The sequence below is a fragment of the Tsukamurella sp. NPDC003166 genome, assembly GCF_040611135.1.
In the GTDB taxonomy this organism is placed as follows: Bacteria; Actinomycetota; Actinomycetes; order Mycobacteriales; family Mycobacteriaceae; genus Tsukamurella.
In genome coordinates this window covers 26,282-43,838 of record NZ_JBEXNL010000022.1, presented here as the reverse complement: position 1 = coordinate 43,838, position 17,557 = coordinate 26,282, and the positions used below count along the sequence as shown (strand labels likewise).

15 protein-coding genes are annotated in these 17,557 nt (G+C 71.8%); 11 read left to right on the top strand and 4 right to left on the bottom strand.

Translation table 11 applies throughout. The features are described 5' to 3' along the window. Nucleotides 1-56: 56 nt before the first annotated feature. The gene (locus tag ABZX10_RS19950) at nucleotides 57-617 is read left to right on the top strand and encodes a TetR/AcrR family transcriptional regulator (RefSeq protein ID WP_355543981.1); all 561 of its coding nucleotides are present in this window, start codon (nucleotides 57-59) and stop codon (nucleotides 615-617) included. A gap of 49 nt (nucleotides 618-666) precedes the next feature. Here ABZX10_RS19950 and ABZX10_RS19945 read toward each other — a convergent pair whose 3' ends face one another. After that, on the bottom strand, nucleotides 667-2,334 hold the full coding sequence (locus tag ABZX10_RS19945) for an AMP-binding protein (protein WP_355543978.1): 1,668 nt from the start codon (nucleotides 2,332-2,334) through the stop codon (nucleotides 667-669). A 105-nt stretch (nucleotides 2,335-2,439) separates the two neighbouring features. Here ABZX10_RS19945 and ABZX10_RS19940 point away from each other — a divergent pair, with 105 nt between their 5' ends. The 4 genes from ABZX10_RS19940 to ABZX10_RS19925 are packed head-to-tail and all read left to right on the top strand — an operon-like array spanning nucleotide 2,440 to nucleotide 6,567. Then, nucleotides 2,440-3,990 (top strand): CoA-acylating methylmalonate-semialdehyde dehydrogenase, encoded by a 1,551-nt coding sequence (locus ABZX10_RS19940; protein WP_355543975.1) that lies wholly within the window; start codon nucleotides 2,440-2,442, stop codon nucleotides 3,988-3,990. A 9-nt stretch (nucleotides 3,991-3,999) separates the two neighbouring features. Continuing rightward, entirely contained in the window at nucleotides 4,000-5,163 is a 1,164-nt protein-coding gene (locus tag ABZX10_RS19935) for an acyl-CoA dehydrogenase family protein (protein WP_355543972.1), read from the top strand. 13 nt (nucleotides 5,164-5,176) lie between these two features. Next, complete coding sequence (gene mmsB, locus ABZX10_RS19930; protein ID WP_355543969.1) at nucleotides 5,177-6,046, top strand: 3-hydroxyisobutyrate dehydrogenase; 870 nt, start codon at nucleotides 5,177-5,179, stop codon at nucleotides 6,044-6,046. Between the two features lie 20 nt (nucleotides 6,047-6,066). Further along, nucleotides 6,067-6,567, top strand: a complete 501-nt coding sequence (locus ABZX10_RS19925; protein ID WP_355543966.1) for a MarR family transcriptional regulator — start codon at nucleotides 6,067-6,069, stop codon at nucleotides 6,565-6,567. On the opposite strand, the gene ABZX10_RS19920 is transcribed toward ABZX10_RS19925, so the two are convergent. Next, nucleotides 6,551-6,817, bottom strand: coding sequence for a hypothetical protein (locus ABZX10_RS19920; protein ID WP_355543963.1), 267 nt, complete (start codon nucleotides 6,815-6,817; stop codon nucleotides 6,551-6,553). The genes ABZX10_RS19925 and ABZX10_RS19920 overlap by 17 nt on opposite strands. 330 nt (nucleotides 6,818-7,147) lie before the next feature. Here ABZX10_RS19920 and ABZX10_RS19915 point away from each other — a divergent pair, with 330 nt between their 5' ends. From ABZX10_RS19915 to ABZX10_RS19900, 4 genes are read left to right on the top strand one after another with little or no spacing between them, the layout of a single operon-like run. After that, nucleotides 7,148-7,903, top strand: coding sequence for a hypothetical protein (locus ABZX10_RS19915; RefSeq protein ID WP_355543960.1), 756 nt, complete (start codon nucleotides 7,148-7,150; stop codon nucleotides 7,901-7,903). Between the two features lie 58 nt (nucleotides 7,904-7,961). Further along, nucleotides 7,962-10,427, top strand: a complete 2,466-nt coding sequence (glgP, locus tag ABZX10_RS19910; protein WP_355543957.1) for an alpha-glucan family phosphorylase — start codon at nucleotides 7,962-7,964, stop codon at nucleotides 10,425-10,427. After that, nucleotides 10,424-11,329, top strand: coding sequence for an ROK family protein (locus ABZX10_RS19905; RefSeq protein ID WP_355543954.1), 906 nt, complete (start codon nucleotides 10,424-10,426; stop codon nucleotides 11,327-11,329). Before glgP ends, ABZX10_RS19905 begins: the two co-directional genes overlap by 4 nt. Before the next feature lie 53 nt (nucleotides 11,330-11,382). Further along, nucleotides 11,383-12,657 (top strand): WS/DGAT domain-containing protein, encoded by a 1,275-nt coding sequence (locus tag ABZX10_RS19900; protein ID WP_355543951.1) that lies wholly within the window; start codon nucleotides 11,383-11,385, stop codon nucleotides 12,655-12,657. Here the strand turns inward: ABZX10_RS19900 and ABZX10_RS19895 are convergent. Then, on the bottom strand, nucleotides 12,642-13,631 hold the full coding sequence (locus tag ABZX10_RS19895; RefSeq protein ID WP_355543948.1) for a substrate-binding domain-containing protein: 990 nt from the start codon (nucleotides 13,629-13,631) through the stop codon (nucleotides 12,642-12,644). The genes ABZX10_RS19900 and ABZX10_RS19895 overlap by 16 nt on opposite strands. 50 nt (nucleotides 13,632-13,681) lie before the next feature. Here ABZX10_RS19895 and ABZX10_RS19890 point away from each other — a divergent pair, with 50 nt between their 5' ends. Continuing rightward, entirely contained in the window at nucleotides 13,682-14,893 is a 1,212-nt protein-coding gene (locus ABZX10_RS19890) for an MFS transporter (protein WP_355543945.1), read from the top strand. 530 nt (nucleotides 14,894-15,423) lie between these two features. Here ABZX10_RS19890 and ABZX10_RS19885 read toward each other — a convergent pair. Next, nucleotides 15,424-16,188 (bottom strand): CPBP family intramembrane glutamic endopeptidase, encoded by a 765-nt coding sequence (locus ABZX10_RS19885; protein WP_355543942.1) that lies wholly within the window; start codon nucleotides 16,186-16,188, stop codon nucleotides 15,424-15,426. A 57-nt stretch (nucleotides 16,189-16,245) separates the two neighbouring features. On the opposite strand from ABZX10_RS19885, the gene ABZX10_RS19880 reads away from it, so the two are divergent. Further along, entirely contained in the window at nucleotides 16,246-17,553 is a 1,308-nt protein-coding gene (locus tag ABZX10_RS19880; protein WP_355543939.1) for a glycosyltransferase 87 family protein, read from the top strand. The last annotated feature ends 4 nt before the right edge of the window (nucleotides 17,554-17,557 follow it).

The window sequence follows — 17,557 nt, the reverse complement described above, 5'->3', positions numbered from 1 at the left end:
CAAACAAGTATGAACGCTTGCTCATCAAGGCCGCAAGGTGGGCTAGGATCGGTGCCGTGCCCAGGGGAGTCGCGATCGACGGTGCCCGGCAGCGTCTGTTCGAGGCTGCCGAGGCGGTGATCCTGCGTGCCGGCGTGGACGGGCTCACGGGTCGCGCGGTGACGGCGCAGGCCGGCGTCGCGACCGGACTCCTGCACGCCCACTTCGGCGACTTCGAGGGCTTCCTCGCCGCCTACGTCGTGGACCGCAGCTTCTTGCTCACGACGGAGTCGGGGAACGCCGCCGGTCGCAAGGGGGATGTCGCGGAGGAAGTGTGTTCGGTGTTGGCAGGGCTGTCGCAGCCCGCGTCGACGGCGCTGGCGCGACTGCTCGCCGCGCGCCCGGGGCTGCGCGGCGCGGCGGCCGAGGTCCTCGGCGACGGTGCCGCCGGGTTCGAGGGGGTCATCGCGGTGGTGGCGGACCGTCTGGCCTCGGGTGCGATCCGCCCCGGCGTCGACGCGGGGGCCATGGCCTACGGCATCGTCGGCGCGGCGCTGTGGGCGTGGTGCGCAGGTGATTCCGAGACTCGATGGCGGTCCGCGGTCGCCGCGTTGCTCGCCCCGGCGCTTCCGCGCTGAACCGGCGCGGCGGCGACCCGGATCCGGATCGCCGCCGCAGGGATGTTCGTCAGGACTCGCGGAACTCCGCGGAGGTCAAGCCCTGCTCCTCGGCCTTGCGCAACTCGACCCGGCGGATCTTGCCGCTGATCGTCTTCGGGAGGTCGGCGAAGGCGATGCGGCGTACGCGCTTGTAGGGCGCGAGGTGCTCGCGGCTGTGGTCGAAGATCGACTGCGCGGTCGCCTCGTCGGGTGCGTGGCCGTCGGCGAGCACGATGTACGCCTTCGGCACCGCGAGGCGCAGCTCGTCCGGCGCGGGGACCACCGCGGCCTCCGCCACCGCGTCGTGCTCCAGCAGAACGGATTCCAGCTCGAACGGGCTGATCTTGTAGTCACTGGACTTGAAGACATCGTCGGTGCGGCCCACGTAGGTCAGGTAGCCGTCCGCGTCCACCTCGGCGACGTCGCCCGTGTGGTAGACGCCGCCCGCCATGACCTTCGCGGTCTTCTCGGGATCGCCGTGGTACCCCACCATGAGGCCGAGCGGCCGCGGGTCGAGACGCAGACAGATCTCGCCTTCGTCGACGCCCTGCTCGCCGGTCGCGGGGTCGATGAGCACCACGTCGTACCCGGGGCACGGGCGGCCCATCGACCCGTCCTTGAGCGGCTGGCCCGGCGTGTTCGCCACCTGCACCGTGGTCTCGGTCTGCCCGAATCCGTCGCGGATGGTGACGCCCCACGCGTCGCGAACCTGGGAGATCACCTCGGGATTGAGCGGCTCGCCCGCGCCGACGACGACGCGCGGCGGCATCTTCAGGGCGCTGAGGTCGGCCTGGATCAGCATGCGCCACACCGTGGGTGGCGCGCAGAAGCTGGTGACGCCCGCGCGCTCCATCTGCGTCATCAGGGCGGCGGCGTCGAACCTGTTGTAGTTGTAGATGAACACGCAGGCCTGCGCGATCCACGGCGTGAACACGTTGCTCCACGCGTGCTTCGCCCAGCCGGGCGAGCTGACATTGAGGTGGACGTCGCCGGGGCGCAGCCCGATCCAGTACATCGTCGAGAGGTGCCCCACGGGGTAGCTCGCGTGGGTGTGCTCGACCAGCTTCGGCGCGCTCGTGGTGCCGGAGGTGAAGTACAGCAGCAGGGTGTCGTCGGCGTGCGTGACGTGCGAGGGGGTGAAGTCCGACGGTGCCGTGTACGCGTCCGCGAACGACGTCCAGCCGGCGACGGGTGCGCCCACGGCGATTCTGGTGACCTCGGCGGCGGCGGGCACGCGCTCGGCGAGCTCGCTGCGCACGATGACGTGCTTCGCGCCGCCGCGGGCGATGCGGTCGGCGATGTCGCCCTCGGCGAGCAGCGTGGTCGCGGGGATGACCACGGCGCCGAGCTTGATCGCGGCGAGCATCACGTCCCAGAGCTCGACCTGATTGCTGAGCATGAGCAGGATCCGGTCACCGGGCTGCACGCCGTGGTCGCGGAGCCAGTTCGCGACCCGGTTGCTGCGCGCGCTCATCTCCGCGTAGCTGAACTTCGACTCGGAGCCGTCCTCCTCGACGATCCACAGGGCGGGAGCGTCGTTGTTCTCGGCCACCCGGTCGAACCAGTCGAGCGCGAAGTTCCACTCGTCGAGCTGCGGCCAACGGAACCGCTCGCGAGCGGCATCGTAGTCGTCGGCGAGCTCGACCAGCAGGTCACGCGCGGCGAGGAAGTCTCGATACCCCTGTGTGCTAGCCACTTTCAGATCCTCCGGTTGATTACTTGGATATCCAAGTATATAGTGATGGGCAACACATCGCGCAAGGGCTTCGCGATGGACCTCGATCGAGAGAGAAGGACACACATGGCTGACGTGCGCACCATCCCGCATTTCATCGACGGTCGCCGGGTCGAGGCCGGCGCTGTCATCGCCGGCTCCGCCGGCGGAGGCCGCACCGCCGACGTCTTCGACCCGAGCACCGGTCAGGTGCAGGCCACCGTCCCGCTGGCGAGCACCGCCGAGGTCGACGACGTGGTCGCGCGGGCGAAGAAGGCTCAGGTGCAGTGGGCCGCGTTCAACCCGCAGCGCCGCGCCCGCGTCTTCATGAAGTTCATCGACCTGGTCCACCAGAACGTCGACGAGCTCGCCTCGCTGCTCTCCAGCGAGCACGGCAAGACCATCGCCGACGCCAAGGGCGACATCCAGCGCGGCATCGAGGTCATCGAGTTCTCGATCGGCATCCCGCACCTGCTCAAGGGCGAGTACACCGAGGGCGCCGGCACCGGCATCGACGTCTACTCGATGCGCCAGCCGCTCGGCGTCGTCGCCGGCATCACGCCCTTCAACTTCCCGGCCATGATCCCGCTGTGGAAGGCCGGCCCGGCCCTGGCCTGCGGGAACGCCTTCATCCTCAAGCCCTCCGAGCGCGACCCCTCCGTGCCGGTGCGCCTGGCAGAGCTCTTCATCGAGGCCGGCCTGCCCGAGGGCGTCTTCCAGGTCGTCCACGGCGACAAGGAGTCGGTCGACGCGCTGTTGAACAACCCGGACGTCAAGGCCGTCGGCTTCGTCGGCAGCTCGGACATCGCGCAGTACATCTACGAGACGTGCGCCAAGAACGGCAAGCGCAGCCAGGCCTTCGGCGGCGCCAAGAACCACATGGTGATCCTCCCGGACGCCGACCTGGACCAGGCCGTCGACGCCCTCATCGGCGCCGGCTACGGCTCCGCCGGCGAGCGCTGCATGGCGATCTCCGTCGCCGTCCCCGTGGGCGAGGAGACCGCGAACCGCCTGCGCGAGCGGCTCGTCGAGCGCGTGCAGCAGCTGCGCGTGGGCCACAGCCACGACCCGAAGGCCGACTACGGGCCCCTCATCACCCCGGCCGCGGTGGAGCGCACCAAGAGCTACATCCAGCAGGGCGTGGACGCCGGCGCCGACCTCGTGGTCGACGGCCGCGAGCGCACCAGCGACGAGCTGACCTTCGGCGACGCCGACCTCTCCGGCGGCAACTACCTCGGCCCGACGCTGTTCGACCACGTCACCAAGGACATGTCGATCTACACGGACGAGATCTTCGGCCCCGTGCTGTGCATCGTCCGGGCCAACACCTACGAGGAGGCCCTCGCGCTGCCCACCGAGCACGAGTACGGCAACGGCGTGGCCATCTTCACCCGCGACGGCGACGCCGCCCGCGACTTCGTCGCCCGCGTCGAGGTCGGCATGGTCGGCGTCAACGTGCCGATCCCGGTTCCTGTGGCGTACCACACCTTCGGCGGCTGGAAGCGGTCCGGCTTCGGTGACCTGAACCAGCACGGCCCGCACTCGATCCTGTTCTACACCAAGACCAAGACGGTGACCTCGCGCTGGCCCTCGGGCATCAAGGACGGCGCGGAGTTCTCCATCCCGACGATGCACTAGGAGCGCGACGTGCCCTACCCGAACCTGACGGGGGACGACCTGGCCATCGTCGAGATGGCCCGCGACTTCTCCCGCAAGCGCCTCGCGCCCTACGCACTGGAGTGGGACGCCACGAAGCACTTCCCCGTGGCGGAGATGAAGGAGGCGGGCAGCCTCGGCATGGCCGCCATCTACACCCGCGAGGACGTGGGCGGATCCGGCCTGCGCCGGCTCGACGGTGTCCGCATCTTCGAGGAGCTCGCCAAGGGCGATCCCGTGACCGCGGCGTTCATCTCGATCCACAACATGTGCACCTGGATGGTGGACACCTACGGCTCCGAGGAGCAGCGGCAGGAGTGGATCCCCAAGCTCGCGCCGATGGACGTCATGGCCAGCTACTGCCTGACCGAGCCGGGCGCCGGCTCGGACGCGGCCTCGCTGACCACCAAGGCGGACCGCGACGGCGACGACTTCGTGCTCAACGGCACGAAGCAATTCATCTCCGGCGGCGGCGCCTCCGACCTGTATGTGGTCATGGCGCGCAGCGAGGGCGAGGGCGCCCGCGGCATCTCGACCTTCCTCGTGGACAAGGGAACCCCCGGTCTCTCCTTCGGGCCGCCCGAGGTGAAGATGGGCTGGCACAGCCAGCCCACCACCCAGGTGATCTTCGAGAACGTGCGGATCCCGCCCTCGCGCATGCTCGGCGGGGCCGACGGTGCCGGCAAGGGCTTCGGCATCGCCATGAACGGGCTCAACGGCGGCCGGCTCAACATCGCCGCCTGCTCCCTGGGCGGCGCCCAGGCCGCGTACGACAAGGCGCTGCAGTACATGACGGAGCGTGAGACGTTCGGGCGCAAGCTCATCGACGAGCCGACCATCCGGTTCGCGCTCGCCGACATGGCCACCTCGCTCGAGGCCTCCCGGCTGATCCTGTGGCGCGCGGCCACGGCACTCGATGAGAACGATCCCGACAAGGTCGAGCTCTGCGCCATGGCCAAGAAGTTCGTCACCGAGACCTGCTTCCAGGTGGCAGACCAGGCGCTGCAGCTGCACGGCGGCTACGGCTACCTGCACGAGACCGGCGTCGAGAAGATCGTCCGAGACCTGCGGGTGAACCGGATCCTCGAGGGCACCAACGAGATCATGCGGATGGTGATCGGCCGCGCCGAGGCCGCCCGCATCCAGGGCAAGTAGGAGAGGCGTTTTCATGAGCACCATCGCATTCCTCGGGCTCGGCCACATGGGCGGCCCGATGGCGAAGAACCTCGTCGCGGCCGGCCACACGGTGCGCGGTTTCGACCTCGTCCCCGCGGCGCAGGACGCGGCCCGCGCGGCCGGCGTCACCGTGATCGACACCGCCGAGGAGGCCGTGGTCGGTGCGGACGCCGTGGTCACCATGCTGCCCAGCGGCGCCATCGTCAAGGCGGTGTACGACTCCGTGCTCCCGCACGCCGCGCGGGGCACGCTGTTCATCGACAGCTCGACCATCTCCGTCGACGATGCCCGCGCGGTGCACGCGCAGGCCGAGGCCGCCGGGATGCTCCAGGTCGATGCGCCCGTGTCCGGTGGCGTCAAGGGCGCCGACGCCGGCACCCTGGCGTTCATGGTCGGCGGCGACGACGCGGCCTTCGCCGCGGCACAGCCCGTGCTGGATCCGATGGCCGGCAAGGTGATCCACTGCGGCGGCGCCGGCAACGGGCAGGCCGCCAAGGTGTGCAACAACATGATCCTCGCGGTCCAGCAGATCGTCGTGGGCGAGGCCTTCGTCCTCGCCGAAAAGCTGGGCCTGGCGGATCAGGCGCTCTACGACGTGGTCACCGGCGCCACCGGCAACTGCTGGTCGCTGCACACCAACTGCCCCGTACCGGGACCGGTGGCAGGGGCACCGTCGGGCAACGAGTTCAAGCCCGGCTTCGCGACGGCACTGATGAACAAGGACCTGGGGCTGGCGATGGACGCCGTGGCGTCCACCGGCTCGACCGCCCCGCTCGGCACGCACGCGGCATCGCTGTACGCGGCGTTCGCGCAGGACAACGGGGGCCTAGACTTCAGCGCGATCATCAACACACTGCGATAGGCGACACGGAGGGCGGCGCGATGACAGAACCGGACGTCCGGGACCCGATCGCGCGGGCCCGCCGCAATTGGGAGGACGCCGGGTGGGGCGGCGACATCGCCTCCGGCATGGAGGCGGTGACCTCGGTGATGCGCGCGCACCAGATCCTGCTCGCGCGGATCGAGGCGGCGCTCAAGCCCTTCCGGCTGTCCTTCTCCCGGTTCGAGCTGCTGCGGCTGCTCGCCTTCACCAAGCGCGGCGAGCTGCCGATCTCGAAGGCGAGCACCCGGCTGCAGGTGCACGTCTCCTCGGTGACGCACGCGATCGATCGGCTCGGCGAGGCCGGGCTGGTCGAGCGCAAGCCGCATCCGACCGATGGACGCACGACCCTGGTCGCGATCACGACGGAGGGCCGGGAGCTGGTGGAGAAGGCGACGGTGGTGCTCAATGACGTCTTCGCCGACATCGGTATGCCCGACGACGAGTCCGCTGCGCTGGTGGGCGCGATCCGCTCGCTGCGCCGCTTCAACGGCGACTTCTGACCGTCGCCGGCGGAGCCGGGGCGTCCGTGCCGCCGTTCGACGGTGCGCGGTGCAGGCTCCGCGCACACCCGGCGAACGCGACGGCGAGTCCCGCGCGCACGACCAGGATCAGCGCGAAGGCGTGCTGCGCGGGTATGCCGCCCGCCAGTGCCGCGCAGCCCGTCCCGAGCGTCGCGACGCCGAGCGCGAACGCCGCCTGCTGCGCCGTCGACACCAGCCCGCCGGTGAGCCCGGCGATCCGGTCGGCCACCGCCCCCATGATCGCCCGACCAGCGGCCCGAACTGCATCGCCTGCGCGGCGCCCACGAGGATCGGGGCGCGCTGCGCCGCCCACGCCCAGACCTGCGGGGCCGCGAGTCCGCTCGCCGCGAGCGCCACCAGCCCCACGGCGTTGAGCAATGCCCCCATCGGCACGTCGCTGCGCATGCTCACGTCCCTGCCGCGCGACGACGCGACGCGAGAGCGGCTCACGCGGATAGTGCCTCCGGAGTACGCCGGGGACTTCTGAGAGTCGTCCACGTTGTCCCCGGTCCTCGCGGCTCCGCCGCCGTGCGGGCTTCGCGCGCCTAGCATCGGCGGCATGCACTGGCTGGCGCAATGGTGGGCGCGGGAAGTGGTGGACGGCTGCAAGGGGCCGCTCCTGCTGAGCTTCGTCGCGTTCGTGGTCGCCTTCGTCGTGGTCCGGTTCATCACCCGGATGATCCGCGCCGGGAAGGGGCCCTTCCACGACATCTCCGGCGGCGGTGGCGTGCACCTGCACCACTCGACGCCGGGAATGCTGATCCTGATGCTCGGCGCGTTCATGGGAATCGGCTCTCCGCCGTTGTCCGGGTGGACGTACGCCGCAGGTGTGCTGATCGGGGTGGGCACGGCGCTCGTGCTCGATGAGTTCGCCATGCTGTTCCGGCTGCAGGACGTGTACTGGTCGCAGGAGGGGCAGCTGTCGGTGAACATCGTCACCCTCGCGGCCGCCCTGATCGGGCTGGCCGCTGTGGGGGTGTCGCCGCTCAACATCAAGGACCTGCCGCCGGAGGTCGCCGCGCTGCGCGGCGTGATCGTCTGTTGGTTGGTGATCCATTTCGGCTTCGTCGCCACGACCGCCCTCAAGGGCAAGTACCCGACGGCGCTGATCGCGCTGTTCGTCGGCCCGGTCGCCTTCGTCGCGGCCGTCCGGCTCGCACGTCCGACCTCGCCCTGGGCGCGGCACCGCTACTCGTCGGAGAAGCTGGAACGAGCCCGCGAGCGCGCCGAGCGGTTCGACGCGCGGTGGGGACGCTACCGAGCGCGCTGGGACGATGCGATCGGGGGCGCGCCCACCGGACAGCCGCGGCACTGAGCACGTGACCCGCCGGTAACCTCGCGGGGCGCGCGGGCAACCAATAGGGTCGGTAGTCGTGCACGCAGAAGGAACCTTCACCGTCGAGCCCGTCTACCCGGAGTCGCTCGCCCCGCTCGCCGACCTCGCGCTCAACCTGCGCTGGGTGTGGCACGGACCCACGCAGGACCTGTTCTCCGCCCTCGCCCCCGAGGTGTGGGCGGCCACCCATGACCCGCTCGAGGCGCTCCGCGGCGCCGATCAGGCACGGGTGGCCGAACTCGCGGCGGACGAGGAGTTCGTCGCCCGCGTGCGGGCGCTCCACGCCGACCTGAACGACTACCTGACGCGGCCGGCCTGGGCGGACGAGCTCAAGGACGGCGCGAAGGGGATCGCGTACTTCTCGATGGAGTTCGGGGTCAGCCAGACACTGCCCAACTACTCGGGTGGCCTCGGCGTCCTGGCGGGCGACCACCTCAAGGCCGCCTCGGACCTGGGCCTCCCGCTGATCGCCCTGGGCCTGATGTACCGGCACGGCTATTTCCAGCAGTCGCTGTCGGCCGACGGCTGGCAGCTCGAGCAGTACCCCGAGCTGGATCCGAAGCAACTACCGCTGCGCCCCGTGACCCTCTCGAGCGGGCAGCAACTCGTCGTCTCCGTGCCGCTCGAGGGTCGCGTGCTCAGCGCGGCGGTGTGGCGGGCCGAGGTCGGCCGGATCCCGTTGCTCCTGCTGGACACCGACATCGAGAACAACGATCCGGACCTGCGCGGGATCACGGACCGGTTGTACGGCGGCGACGCGGAACACCGCCTGCGCCAGGAGATCCTGCTCGGCATCGGTGGGGTCCGCGCGGCCCGCGCGTTCTGCGACCTCACCGGGCACCCCGGCGTCGAGGTGTTCCACGCCAACGAGGGGCACGCCGGATTCCTGGGGCTGGAGCGGATCCGCGAGCTCATGGCGACGGAGGACCTGTCCTACTCGGAGGCCAGGACCCTCGCCCGCACCGCCACCGTCTTCACCACCCACACCCCGGTGCCCGCCGGCATCGATCGCTTCCCGGTCGATCTCGTGCGGCGCTACTTCGGCGACGGCGGGCAGATGTGCACGATGTTGCCCACCGTTCCGCTCGACGAGATCATCGCGCTCGGCGCGGAGGCGGACCCCGGCGTGTTCAACATGGCGCACATGGGATTCCGTCTCGCCCAGCGCGCCAACGGGGTGTCGGAGCTGCACGGGGCTGTGAGCCGCGAGATGTTCGCCGACCTGTGGCCCGGCTTCGAGCCCACCGAGATCCCGATCGGCTCGGTGACCAACGGCGTCCACCGCGGCACCTGGGCCGATCGCCTGGTCACCGAGCGCGCCACCGACCCGCTCTCGATGCCCGACGAGGCCCTGTGGCGCCTGCGGACCACCCTGCGGCACCGCCTCGTCGACGAGGTGCGTTCCCGCACCCGCGCCGCCTGGATCGAGCGGGGCGCCGTCGACGCCGAACTCGGCTGGACGGACCGGATGTTCGACCCCGAGGTGCTGACCATCGGCTTCGCGCGCCGGGTGTCCACCTACAAGCGGCTCACCCTCATGCTTCGCGATCCCGAGCGGCTGCGCGCCCTCCTGCTGGACCCCGACCGGCCCGTGCAGGTCGTGATCGCCGGCAAGAGCCACCCCCACGACGACGAGGGCAAGAGGCTCCTGCAGCAGTTGCTCCACTTCACCGACGACCGCACGCTGCGGCACCGGATCGCCTTCCTGCCCAACTACTCCATCGGCATGGCCGGGTACCTGTACCACGGCTGCGACGTGTGGCTCAACAACCCGCTGCGGCCGCTGGAGGCCTGCGGCACCTCGGGCATGAAGAGCGCGATGAACGGCGGCCTCAATCTGTCGGTGCTGGACGGCTGGTGGGACGAGCTGTACGACGGCAACAACGGCTGGGCCATCCCGTCGGCCGTCGGCGTCGACCCGGGGCGGCGCGACGACATCGAGGCCGACGCCCTCTACGACCTGCTCGAACACGATGTGGTGCCGGCCTTCTACGACCGGCGCGACGCCGACGACGCCCCGCCGCGGTGGCTGTCGAAGGTGCGGCACGCGCTGTCGGCGACGGCGCCCGAGGTGTCTGCGGACCGCATGGTCCGCGAGTACGCGACCGACTACTACCGGCCTGCGGCGCGGTCCGCCCGGGCGACGCGGCCGGTGATCGGTGAACTGGTCGAGTACATCGCGCGGGTGCGGGCGGGCTGGGACGCGGTGCGCGTCGGCCCGTCGACGGTGGCGGTGGTCCCCGAGGGGGTCGACCTCGCCGCCGACATCGACCTCGGCCCCCTGGAGGACGGCGATGTGCGCGTCGAGGCGGTGATCGGCGGGGTCAGCGAGGGCGGGGACATCGTGGGCGGCAAGCCCGTCCGGCTCCACTTCGACGGCGAGCGGTACCGCGCCGTGCTGCCCGCGCAGGTGGGCAGGTTCGGATACGCGGTGCGCGTCCTGCCGCAGAACCGCCTCCTCGCCGGTCCCGCCGAGCTCGGTCTGGTGCGGTACGCGCGATGACGGTGCTCGCGGTGGACCTCGGCGGCACGAAGGTGGCGGCGGCGCTCGTCGAGCCCGACGGCACCGTCGTCGAGGCCTCGCGGCACCGCGCGCCGACCGGCGTGCGGGCGTCCACCGCGGATCTGCAAGCGGCGATCGCGGGTGTCGTGCGTGACGCGCTCGCCGCCGCGGAAGGGCCGGTCACCGGGGTCGGGCTCGCCGCGGCGGGTCCGGTCGACGAGGCCGCCGGGACCGCTTCACCGATCAACCTCGAGGCCCTGCACGGCTTTCCGCTCCGCGACCTGGTCGCCGACGTCGCCGGCGGCCTGCCCGTGGAGTTCCGCCGCGACGGTGTCGCGATAGTGCTGGGCGAGCATTGGCTCGGAGCCGCCCGCGGCTACGACGACGCCCTGGGGATGGTCGTGTCGACCGGGGTCGGCGGCGGTTTCGTGGTGGGCGGAAAGGCTCTGGGAGGCAACGCCGGCCACATCGGCCAGGTCGAACTGTCCGGGTACACGGGCAGCGTCTCGCTGGGCCGGACGACGATGCTCGAATCCGTCGCCTCCGGCCCGCACACCGTGGACTGGGCACGTGCGCAGGGATTCCGTGGCTCGACGGGCGAGGAACTGGGTGCCGCGTACCGGTCGGGCGACGAGGTCGCGGTCGCCGCGGTCCGACGGTGCGCCGCCGCCGTCGGGCAGGGGATCGGCAGCGCCGTCGCGTTGGTGCCGGTGTCGGTCGTTGTCCTCGGCGGCGGATTCACCCGCGTCGCCGACGATTTCGTGGCGCTCGTGCAGGCCGCCGTCGCCGCGCACCCGCTGCCCTACGTGGCCGCCGCCCGAGTGGTGCCGGCCGGTCTCGGTGGTGACGCCCCGCTCGTGGGCGCCGCCGCGCTGATGTACCGCCGGGACCTGCTGCCGTGATCGGCGGGCTGCTCTCTCCGCGGGATGCCCGCACTCATTGGTCTTCCCAGGTCGTGCCGAGCGACCAGTTCCTGCTCTACTGCTTCGACCACGGCGCCGCCCGCGGGCCCTCCGCGGCCGAGGTGGCGGATCTGGTCATCGCCCGCGCACCGTCGATCACGGACCTGAGGCTGCGGATCGCGCCCGCCCCAGGCGATCTCGAGCACCCGGCCTGGGCGCCGAACGTCGTCGTGGACGTGCGCGAGGGCATCGCCCGGACCTGGGCCGAGGTGCCCGCCGCTCTCGCGCGGCTGTTCGCGCGCCAGGTGGACGCGACGGTGTCGCCCTGGCGCGTGCACGTCCTCCCGCACATCGCCGGCGCCCCGCGGTGCACGGGAACGGCAACCGTCGTGGTGCTGCAGGTGGCGCACGCCCTCGCGGACGGGCGCCGCGCGTCCGCCATCGCGCGGACCCTGTTCGACGGTGCGCCGGGCCCGGAGGCCCCCGTCTTCCACCCGTTGCCGGGCGCGGTGCGCGCCGCGCGGGGCATCGTCGGGCTGCCGGTCGCGCTGGCGCGGACGGTGGCGCTCGGCCTGCTCAGCTCGCCGGCCAGGGCGGAGATCGACCGGCGCACCCGCGCGGGGAACCTGCCCGAGCCCGTCCCGGGCTCCCCGCTGACCGTGCTCAACGTCCCGCCCGATACCTCGCGGGACGTGCGGATGGTCGTGCGCGACAGTGCTTCCCTCCGGTCGGAGCACACCGTGACGGTGAACGCGCTCGCCGCGGTGTCGCTGGCGGTCGAGCGGTACCTGCGTCGGCGCGGTGCCGCGGTCCCCGACGCCCTCGCCGCCGAGGTCATGGTCGCTCGGGAGCGTCGGAACGGGGAGCGCAACGCCTTCGGGAACGTCTCGGTGCCGCTCTATCCGGAGGTGCCGCCCGCGGAGCGCCCCGCGCTCATCGCCGGCGCGCTCGACCGCGCGCGGGTCCGGGCGGGGAGCCCGCTGTGGCGCACCGTGGGCGCAGCGGAGGAGGCGGCACCGTCGGTCCTGGCGAGCATGGGCGTGCGGGCCTTCGACCCCTCCGTGCGGCCCGAGACGATGGCGGGCGCGACCGTGCTGTCGAGCGTGTACCGCGGACCGTCGGACCTGGTGCTGCTGGGCGGGAGATCGGTGTTCACCGCAGGATTTCCGGCGCTCTCGCCCGCGATGGGGCTCACGCACGGCGTGCACGGCCTGGGCGACGCGGTGACCGTGTCGGTGACCAGTAGCTGTACGGCGGTACCGGACCCGGACGACTACGCGGAGCTGCTCGTGGCGGCGCTCGACGAGGTCGCTCAGCTCCGCTCCTGAGGCGCGGGCCCGGTCGTGTCGCCGACGACGAGCTCGACCTCCATCGCGAGCGTGGGCAGCGGCGCACCGTCGTGGGCGGCGAGTACCGCCTGCGCCGCGAGACGGCCCATCTCGACGATGGGCTGCCGGATCGTGGTGAGGGTGCGGGCGAAACCGTCCACCCGGACACCGTCGAAGCCCACCACGGAGAGGTCCTCGGGAACACGGAGCCCCCGGACCTCCGCCGCGCGGATCACGCCCACGGCCAACAGATCCGACTGCGCGATGATCGCGGTGAGACCGCGGTCGAGCAGCTCGGCGCCGGCGCGGAAACCCTCGTCGATGGTGCTGTCGGCGGTGACCGCCACGGGCGCGTCCGGGAACGCCGTGCGGGCGGCGTCGGTGCGTGCGCGCTCCACGTCGCCGTGGCGCAGCCGGACGATGCCCGCCGCGCGGTGGCCGAGTTCCTTCAGGTGATCGGTGAGCCGGGTCGTGGCGGCGCGGTTCTCGACCCCGACGCTGCCGATCTCGTCGACCTGGTTGCCGGCGGTGACGACGGGGACCGAACGCCTGCTCATCGCGGCCCGGAGCTGGGGGAGCGCGGGGGAGCACCCCGCGGCCACGATCCCGTCGACGGGGAGCGTGCGCAGGCGCTCCTCAGGCACCGAATCGGGGATCAGGAGGACCGAGGTGGGGCTCGAGGCGAGCGCCGCGGACACCCCGTCGAGGATGCCGATGATGACGGGATCGCGGAAGGCGCGCCCGGCCTCGTCGTCGACCTGGACGCCGATGATGTCGGTGCGGCCGCTGCGCAGGGAACGGGCGCGCGGGTCGGGGCCCTCGTAGCCCAGCTGGGCCGCGGCGGCGAGGACCCGGGCGCGCGTGGCGTCGCTGATCGGCTTGTCGACGCCGAAGGCGTGCGAGGCCGTCGACAGCGAGACGCCCGCCGCCTCGGCGACGTGCACCAGCGTTATCCGGTTTGACCCGCGTGTCATGGGGACCTAGTCTAGCAAGCAGTAATCGAAACGTTTCGAAGGGCTGATCGGTGAGCGTGGACTTCCAGGAGCAGAAGACGGACGCGGCAAAGGGCTCGGTGCTCGCCTGGCGCAATGCCGTCGCGGTGATCTTCGCGCTCAGCGGCCTCACCTTCGCGAGCTACCTGGGCCGGCTGCCGCAGGTGCGCGACGAGCTCGGCGCCACGACGCTGCAGGTGAGCCTGCTCACCTTCGGGCTGGCCGTCGGGTCCGTGCTGGGCCTGGTCGGGTCGGGCGCGCTGGCCGCCCGGTTCGGGGCGCGGCGGGTGATCGCGGTGACGCTGCCGGCGCTCGGCGTGACGATGATCGCGGCTGCGGCGGGCGCGCAGTCCGGCAACTACGCGCTCACGTTGCTGCCGCTGGTGTTCGTCGGACTTTCGCACGGCATCACCGACGTGTGCATGAACCTCTCCGGTGCGGAGAACGAACGGGCGCTGGGGCGCACCGTGATGCCCGCCTTCCACGCGGCGTTCTCGATGGGCACCGTCGCGGGCGCCCTCACCGCCGCCGCGGCGCAGGCGGCGCACATGCCGCTGCTGCCGCACTTGGTCGTGGTGAACGGCGTGCTGCTCGTCGCCGGGTGGTTCGCGCTGCGGCACGTCCCCTTCCAGGCGCACGACGCCGACGATCACGCGCCCGTCTCCCGGCGCGAACGGATCGCCGTGTGGCGCGAGCCCCGCACCCTGCTCATCGGCCTCATGGTGCTCGGCATGGCGTTGACCGAGGGCAGCGCCAACGACTGGCTCGCGCTGGCCATGGTCGACGACCACGGCACGTCGAAGACCGTCGGCACGCTGACCTTCGCGGTCTTCGTGGCCTTCATGACGATCGGCCGGCTCGCGGGCACCGGTGTGCTGGACAGGTTCGGGCGGGTGCGGACGCTGCGCACGTGCGGCGCGTTGGCCTTCGTCGGGCTGTCTCTGGTGATCTTCGGCCCGACCTGGGCCGCGTACGTGGGCGTCGCGCTGTGGGGCCTCGGCGCCTCGCTGGGTTTCCCCGTGGGCATGTCCGCCGCGGCCGACGATCCGCGGATGGCGGCGGCGCGGGTGTCGGTGGTCTCGACGATCGGCTACCTGTCCTTCCTCGCCGGCCCGCCGATCATCGGCGCGCTGGGCCAGTACGTGACGCTGCTCTACGCGCTGATCCTCGTGCTCGTCGCGGTCGCGGTCGCGGTGTTCGTCGCGCCGGCGGCGCGCGAGCAGCGGACCGTCGCCGGGGAGTAGTGGGGACTGGTAGCGCAGGCTGGCGGCGCAGGCTGGCGGCGCAGGCTGGCAGCGTTGGCGCCGAGCGCGGGGTTGTGGGGCGTGGTTGTGCCGGGTGTCGCTCGCAGTGGGATGCGGCTCGCCGCGGTGGGTCGTCCCCCGCGCGGCACCGATCCGCCCGCTCTACGTTCGAGCCCCACTGGAAGCCGTGCGTGCGGTGAGGGGTCGTCTGACCCCTGCGCGGCGTTCGGTCCCCCGCTGGAAGCCGCGAACGTTCAGCCGGGGATGGGGCTGACTCGGTGCCCGATACCCGTGCCCGCACCCCACGCGCGGCGCATGGCCGACTCGAGCCGAAATCGCTGGACCTGCGCGTTTGGATATACGCAGAGTGCATAGCCCACTACGAGAAAACGGCTCTGACCGGCATAAATATGGGTATGCGCTGTGCGTATAGCTGCGCGAAACGATCATCCTCGCCGCCTCGCCGCCTCGCCGCCACGCCCGCCACGCCCGCCACGCCCGCGGACCAGGCGGAAGCAGGCGGCGACGGATCAGCGCAGGAGCTGCCAGGCGAAGGCGGCGGCCAGGGCGCCGGCGCCGTTGAGGCACCAGTGCAGGGCGATGGGGGCGATGAGGGAACCGCTGCGGGAGCGGAGCCAGGTGAACACCAACCCGGCGAAGGCGGTGGCCAGCACGGCACCGGCGATGCCGAGGAACTGCGCCAGCGCGCCGGCGCCGAGCAGCTTCGTCAGGCCCGCGTTGCCGCTGGTCAGCCCCAGCGACGAGGCGATGTGCCACAAGCCGAAGAGCAGTGAGCCCGTCACCACGACCCAGCGGACGTGCATCGCGCGCGACAGCGTGCCGTGCAGGGCGCCCCGGAACGCGAGCTCCTCCGGGATCACCGTCTGCAGCGGGATGATCACCATCGAGGCGATGATCGCCGTCGAGAAGGTGGCGTAGCGGTCGTTGAGGAAGAGCCCGCGGGTCACCGGCAGCAGCGCGCCGATCGCGATCACCGCCGCCACCACGAACACGGCCGCGGCGGCGTACTTCGCACCGGACCGCCAGTGCTCGCGACCCAGCCCCAACTCGTGCCAGTCCAGCCCGCGATGCCGGGCGATGCCGATGAGCAGCACCGCGGACACGGGGACGGCCAGCAGCGCGGCCCAGCTGCCGGTGAAGTGCGCGATGAGATTGGTGGCGACCAGCACCGCCACGACCACGCCCACGTCGACGATCGCGCGCGCCCCCGACACCGCCGAACGCAGGGCGGAATGATCGGGAGGGCTCGCCTGTGCAGCAGTCACCCGCTCCATGGTCCAGACCCGCGGCGGTTCGCGCAACGGGCGTGAGCATCGCTAAGGTGTCCACCCGTGACCAAGGACCGCATCGCGCAGGCCGACGGCGGTCTCGCCGGCGGGCTCCGTCGGGCGGCACTCCCGCTCTTCCTCACAGCGGTCGGGGCCCGCATCGTCTGGATTCTGGCGGGCAGGCACAACTTCAACTTCGTGGACCTGCGGGTCTACTACGAGGCGGCGCGCCGGGTCACCGACGGCGGGCTCTACGACTTCGCCCTCCGCGACTACACGCCCGACCAGCCGCTGCCGTTCACGTACCCGCCGTTCGCGGGGCTGTTCTTCTTCCCGCTGCGTTTCCTGCCCTTCCCGGTGGTCGCGGTCGGCTGGGTGGCGCTCACCGCGGGGCTGTTGTTCCTGGTGATCCGCATGTCCCTCGCCATCCTGGCCGCGGGGCGCGGCGCACCGTCGCGCCTGGGCGACGTGCCGCGCGAGCTGCCCCTGCTCTGGACCGCCGGCGCGCTCTGGATCGACCCCGTCCGCACAAACCTGGACTACGGGCAGATAAACGTCGTCCTCATGGCCTTCGGGGTGTGGGCCGCCTACCTCGTGGCCCGCAGCGCGCCCGGCCCGGCGCTCGCGCTGCGGCCCGCCGAGGTCGACGGTGCCTCCGGCCTCCTGATCGGCATCGCGGCCGGCATCAAGCTCACCCCTGCGGTGGGCGGGCTGTTCCTGCTCGCGCGCGGCCGGGTGTGGGCCGCGGTCTGCTCGGCGGTGACCTTCGGCGCCACCGTCGGGATCAGCTACCTGCTGCTGCCCGCGGAGACGCGCCGCTACTTCACGGTGCTGCTCGGCGACACCGGGCCGATCGGCGATCCCGCCAAGCCCGACAACCAGGCGCTGCGCGGCGCGGTGTCGCGGTTCGTGGGCCACGACGTGGGGACCGGCGTCGCCTGGCTCGTCGCGGTTGCCGTCGCGGCCGCACTGCTGTTCGCCGCGTGGTGGGTCGTGCGCCGCGGCGACGCCCTCGTCGCGCTCGTCCTCGTCCAACTGCTGGGGCTGCTCGGCTCGCCGATCTCGTGGATCCACCACTTCGTCTGGGTCGTGCCGTTGCTCATCTGGGTGGTGCACGGTCCACTCGGCCGGGCCGGCGGCGAAGGCTTCACGACCCCCGGCGCCGCGTACACCCGGTGGTCGACGGCGCTCGCGGTCGGGCTCGCCGCGATGTACTACGTCGGCGTGCACTTCACGGACGACCTGCTCAAGCTGGTGGGGTTGCACGACGGTCTCCTCCGCGCCGTCCTTCTGGCCGAGGGGGTGCTCGCCGCCCTCGGCCTGGTCGCGCTGATCCTTGCGCAGCGGCGGCGCCTACGCGCCGTACTCTGAGCGG

What these genes read in the sequence shown, in the direction of transcription:
- ABZX10_RS19940 (WP_355543975.1), top strand. Translation starts at nt 2,440, where the DNA reads ATGGCTGACGTGCGCACCATCCCGCATTTCATCGACGGTCGCCGGGTC.
- mmsB (WP_355543969.1), top strand. Translation starts at nt 5,177, where the DNA reads ATGAGCACCATCGCATTCCTCGGGCTCGGCCACATGGGCGGCCCGATG.
- ABZX10_RS19925 (WP_355543966.1), top strand. Translation starts at nt 6,067, where the DNA reads ATGACAGAACCGGACGTCCGGGACCCGATCGCGCGGGCCCGCCGCAAT.
- ABZX10_RS19915 (WP_355543960.1), top strand. Translation starts at nt 7,148, where the DNA reads ATGCACTGGCTGGCGCAATGGTGGGCGCGGGAAGTGGTGGACGGCTGC.
- ABZX10_RS19905 (WP_355543954.1), top strand. Translation starts at nt 10,424, where the DNA reads ATGACGGTGCTCGCGGTGGACCTCGGCGGCACGAAGGTGGCGGCGGCG.
- ABZX10_RS19895 (WP_355543948.1), bottom strand. Translation starts at nt 13,631, where the DNA reads ATGACACGCGGGTCAAACCGGATAACGCTGGTGCACGTCGCCGAGGCG.
- ABZX10_RS19885 (WP_355543942.1), bottom strand. Translation starts at nt 16,188, where the DNA reads ATGGAGCGGGTGACTGCTGCACAGGCGAGCCCTCCCGATCATTCCGCC.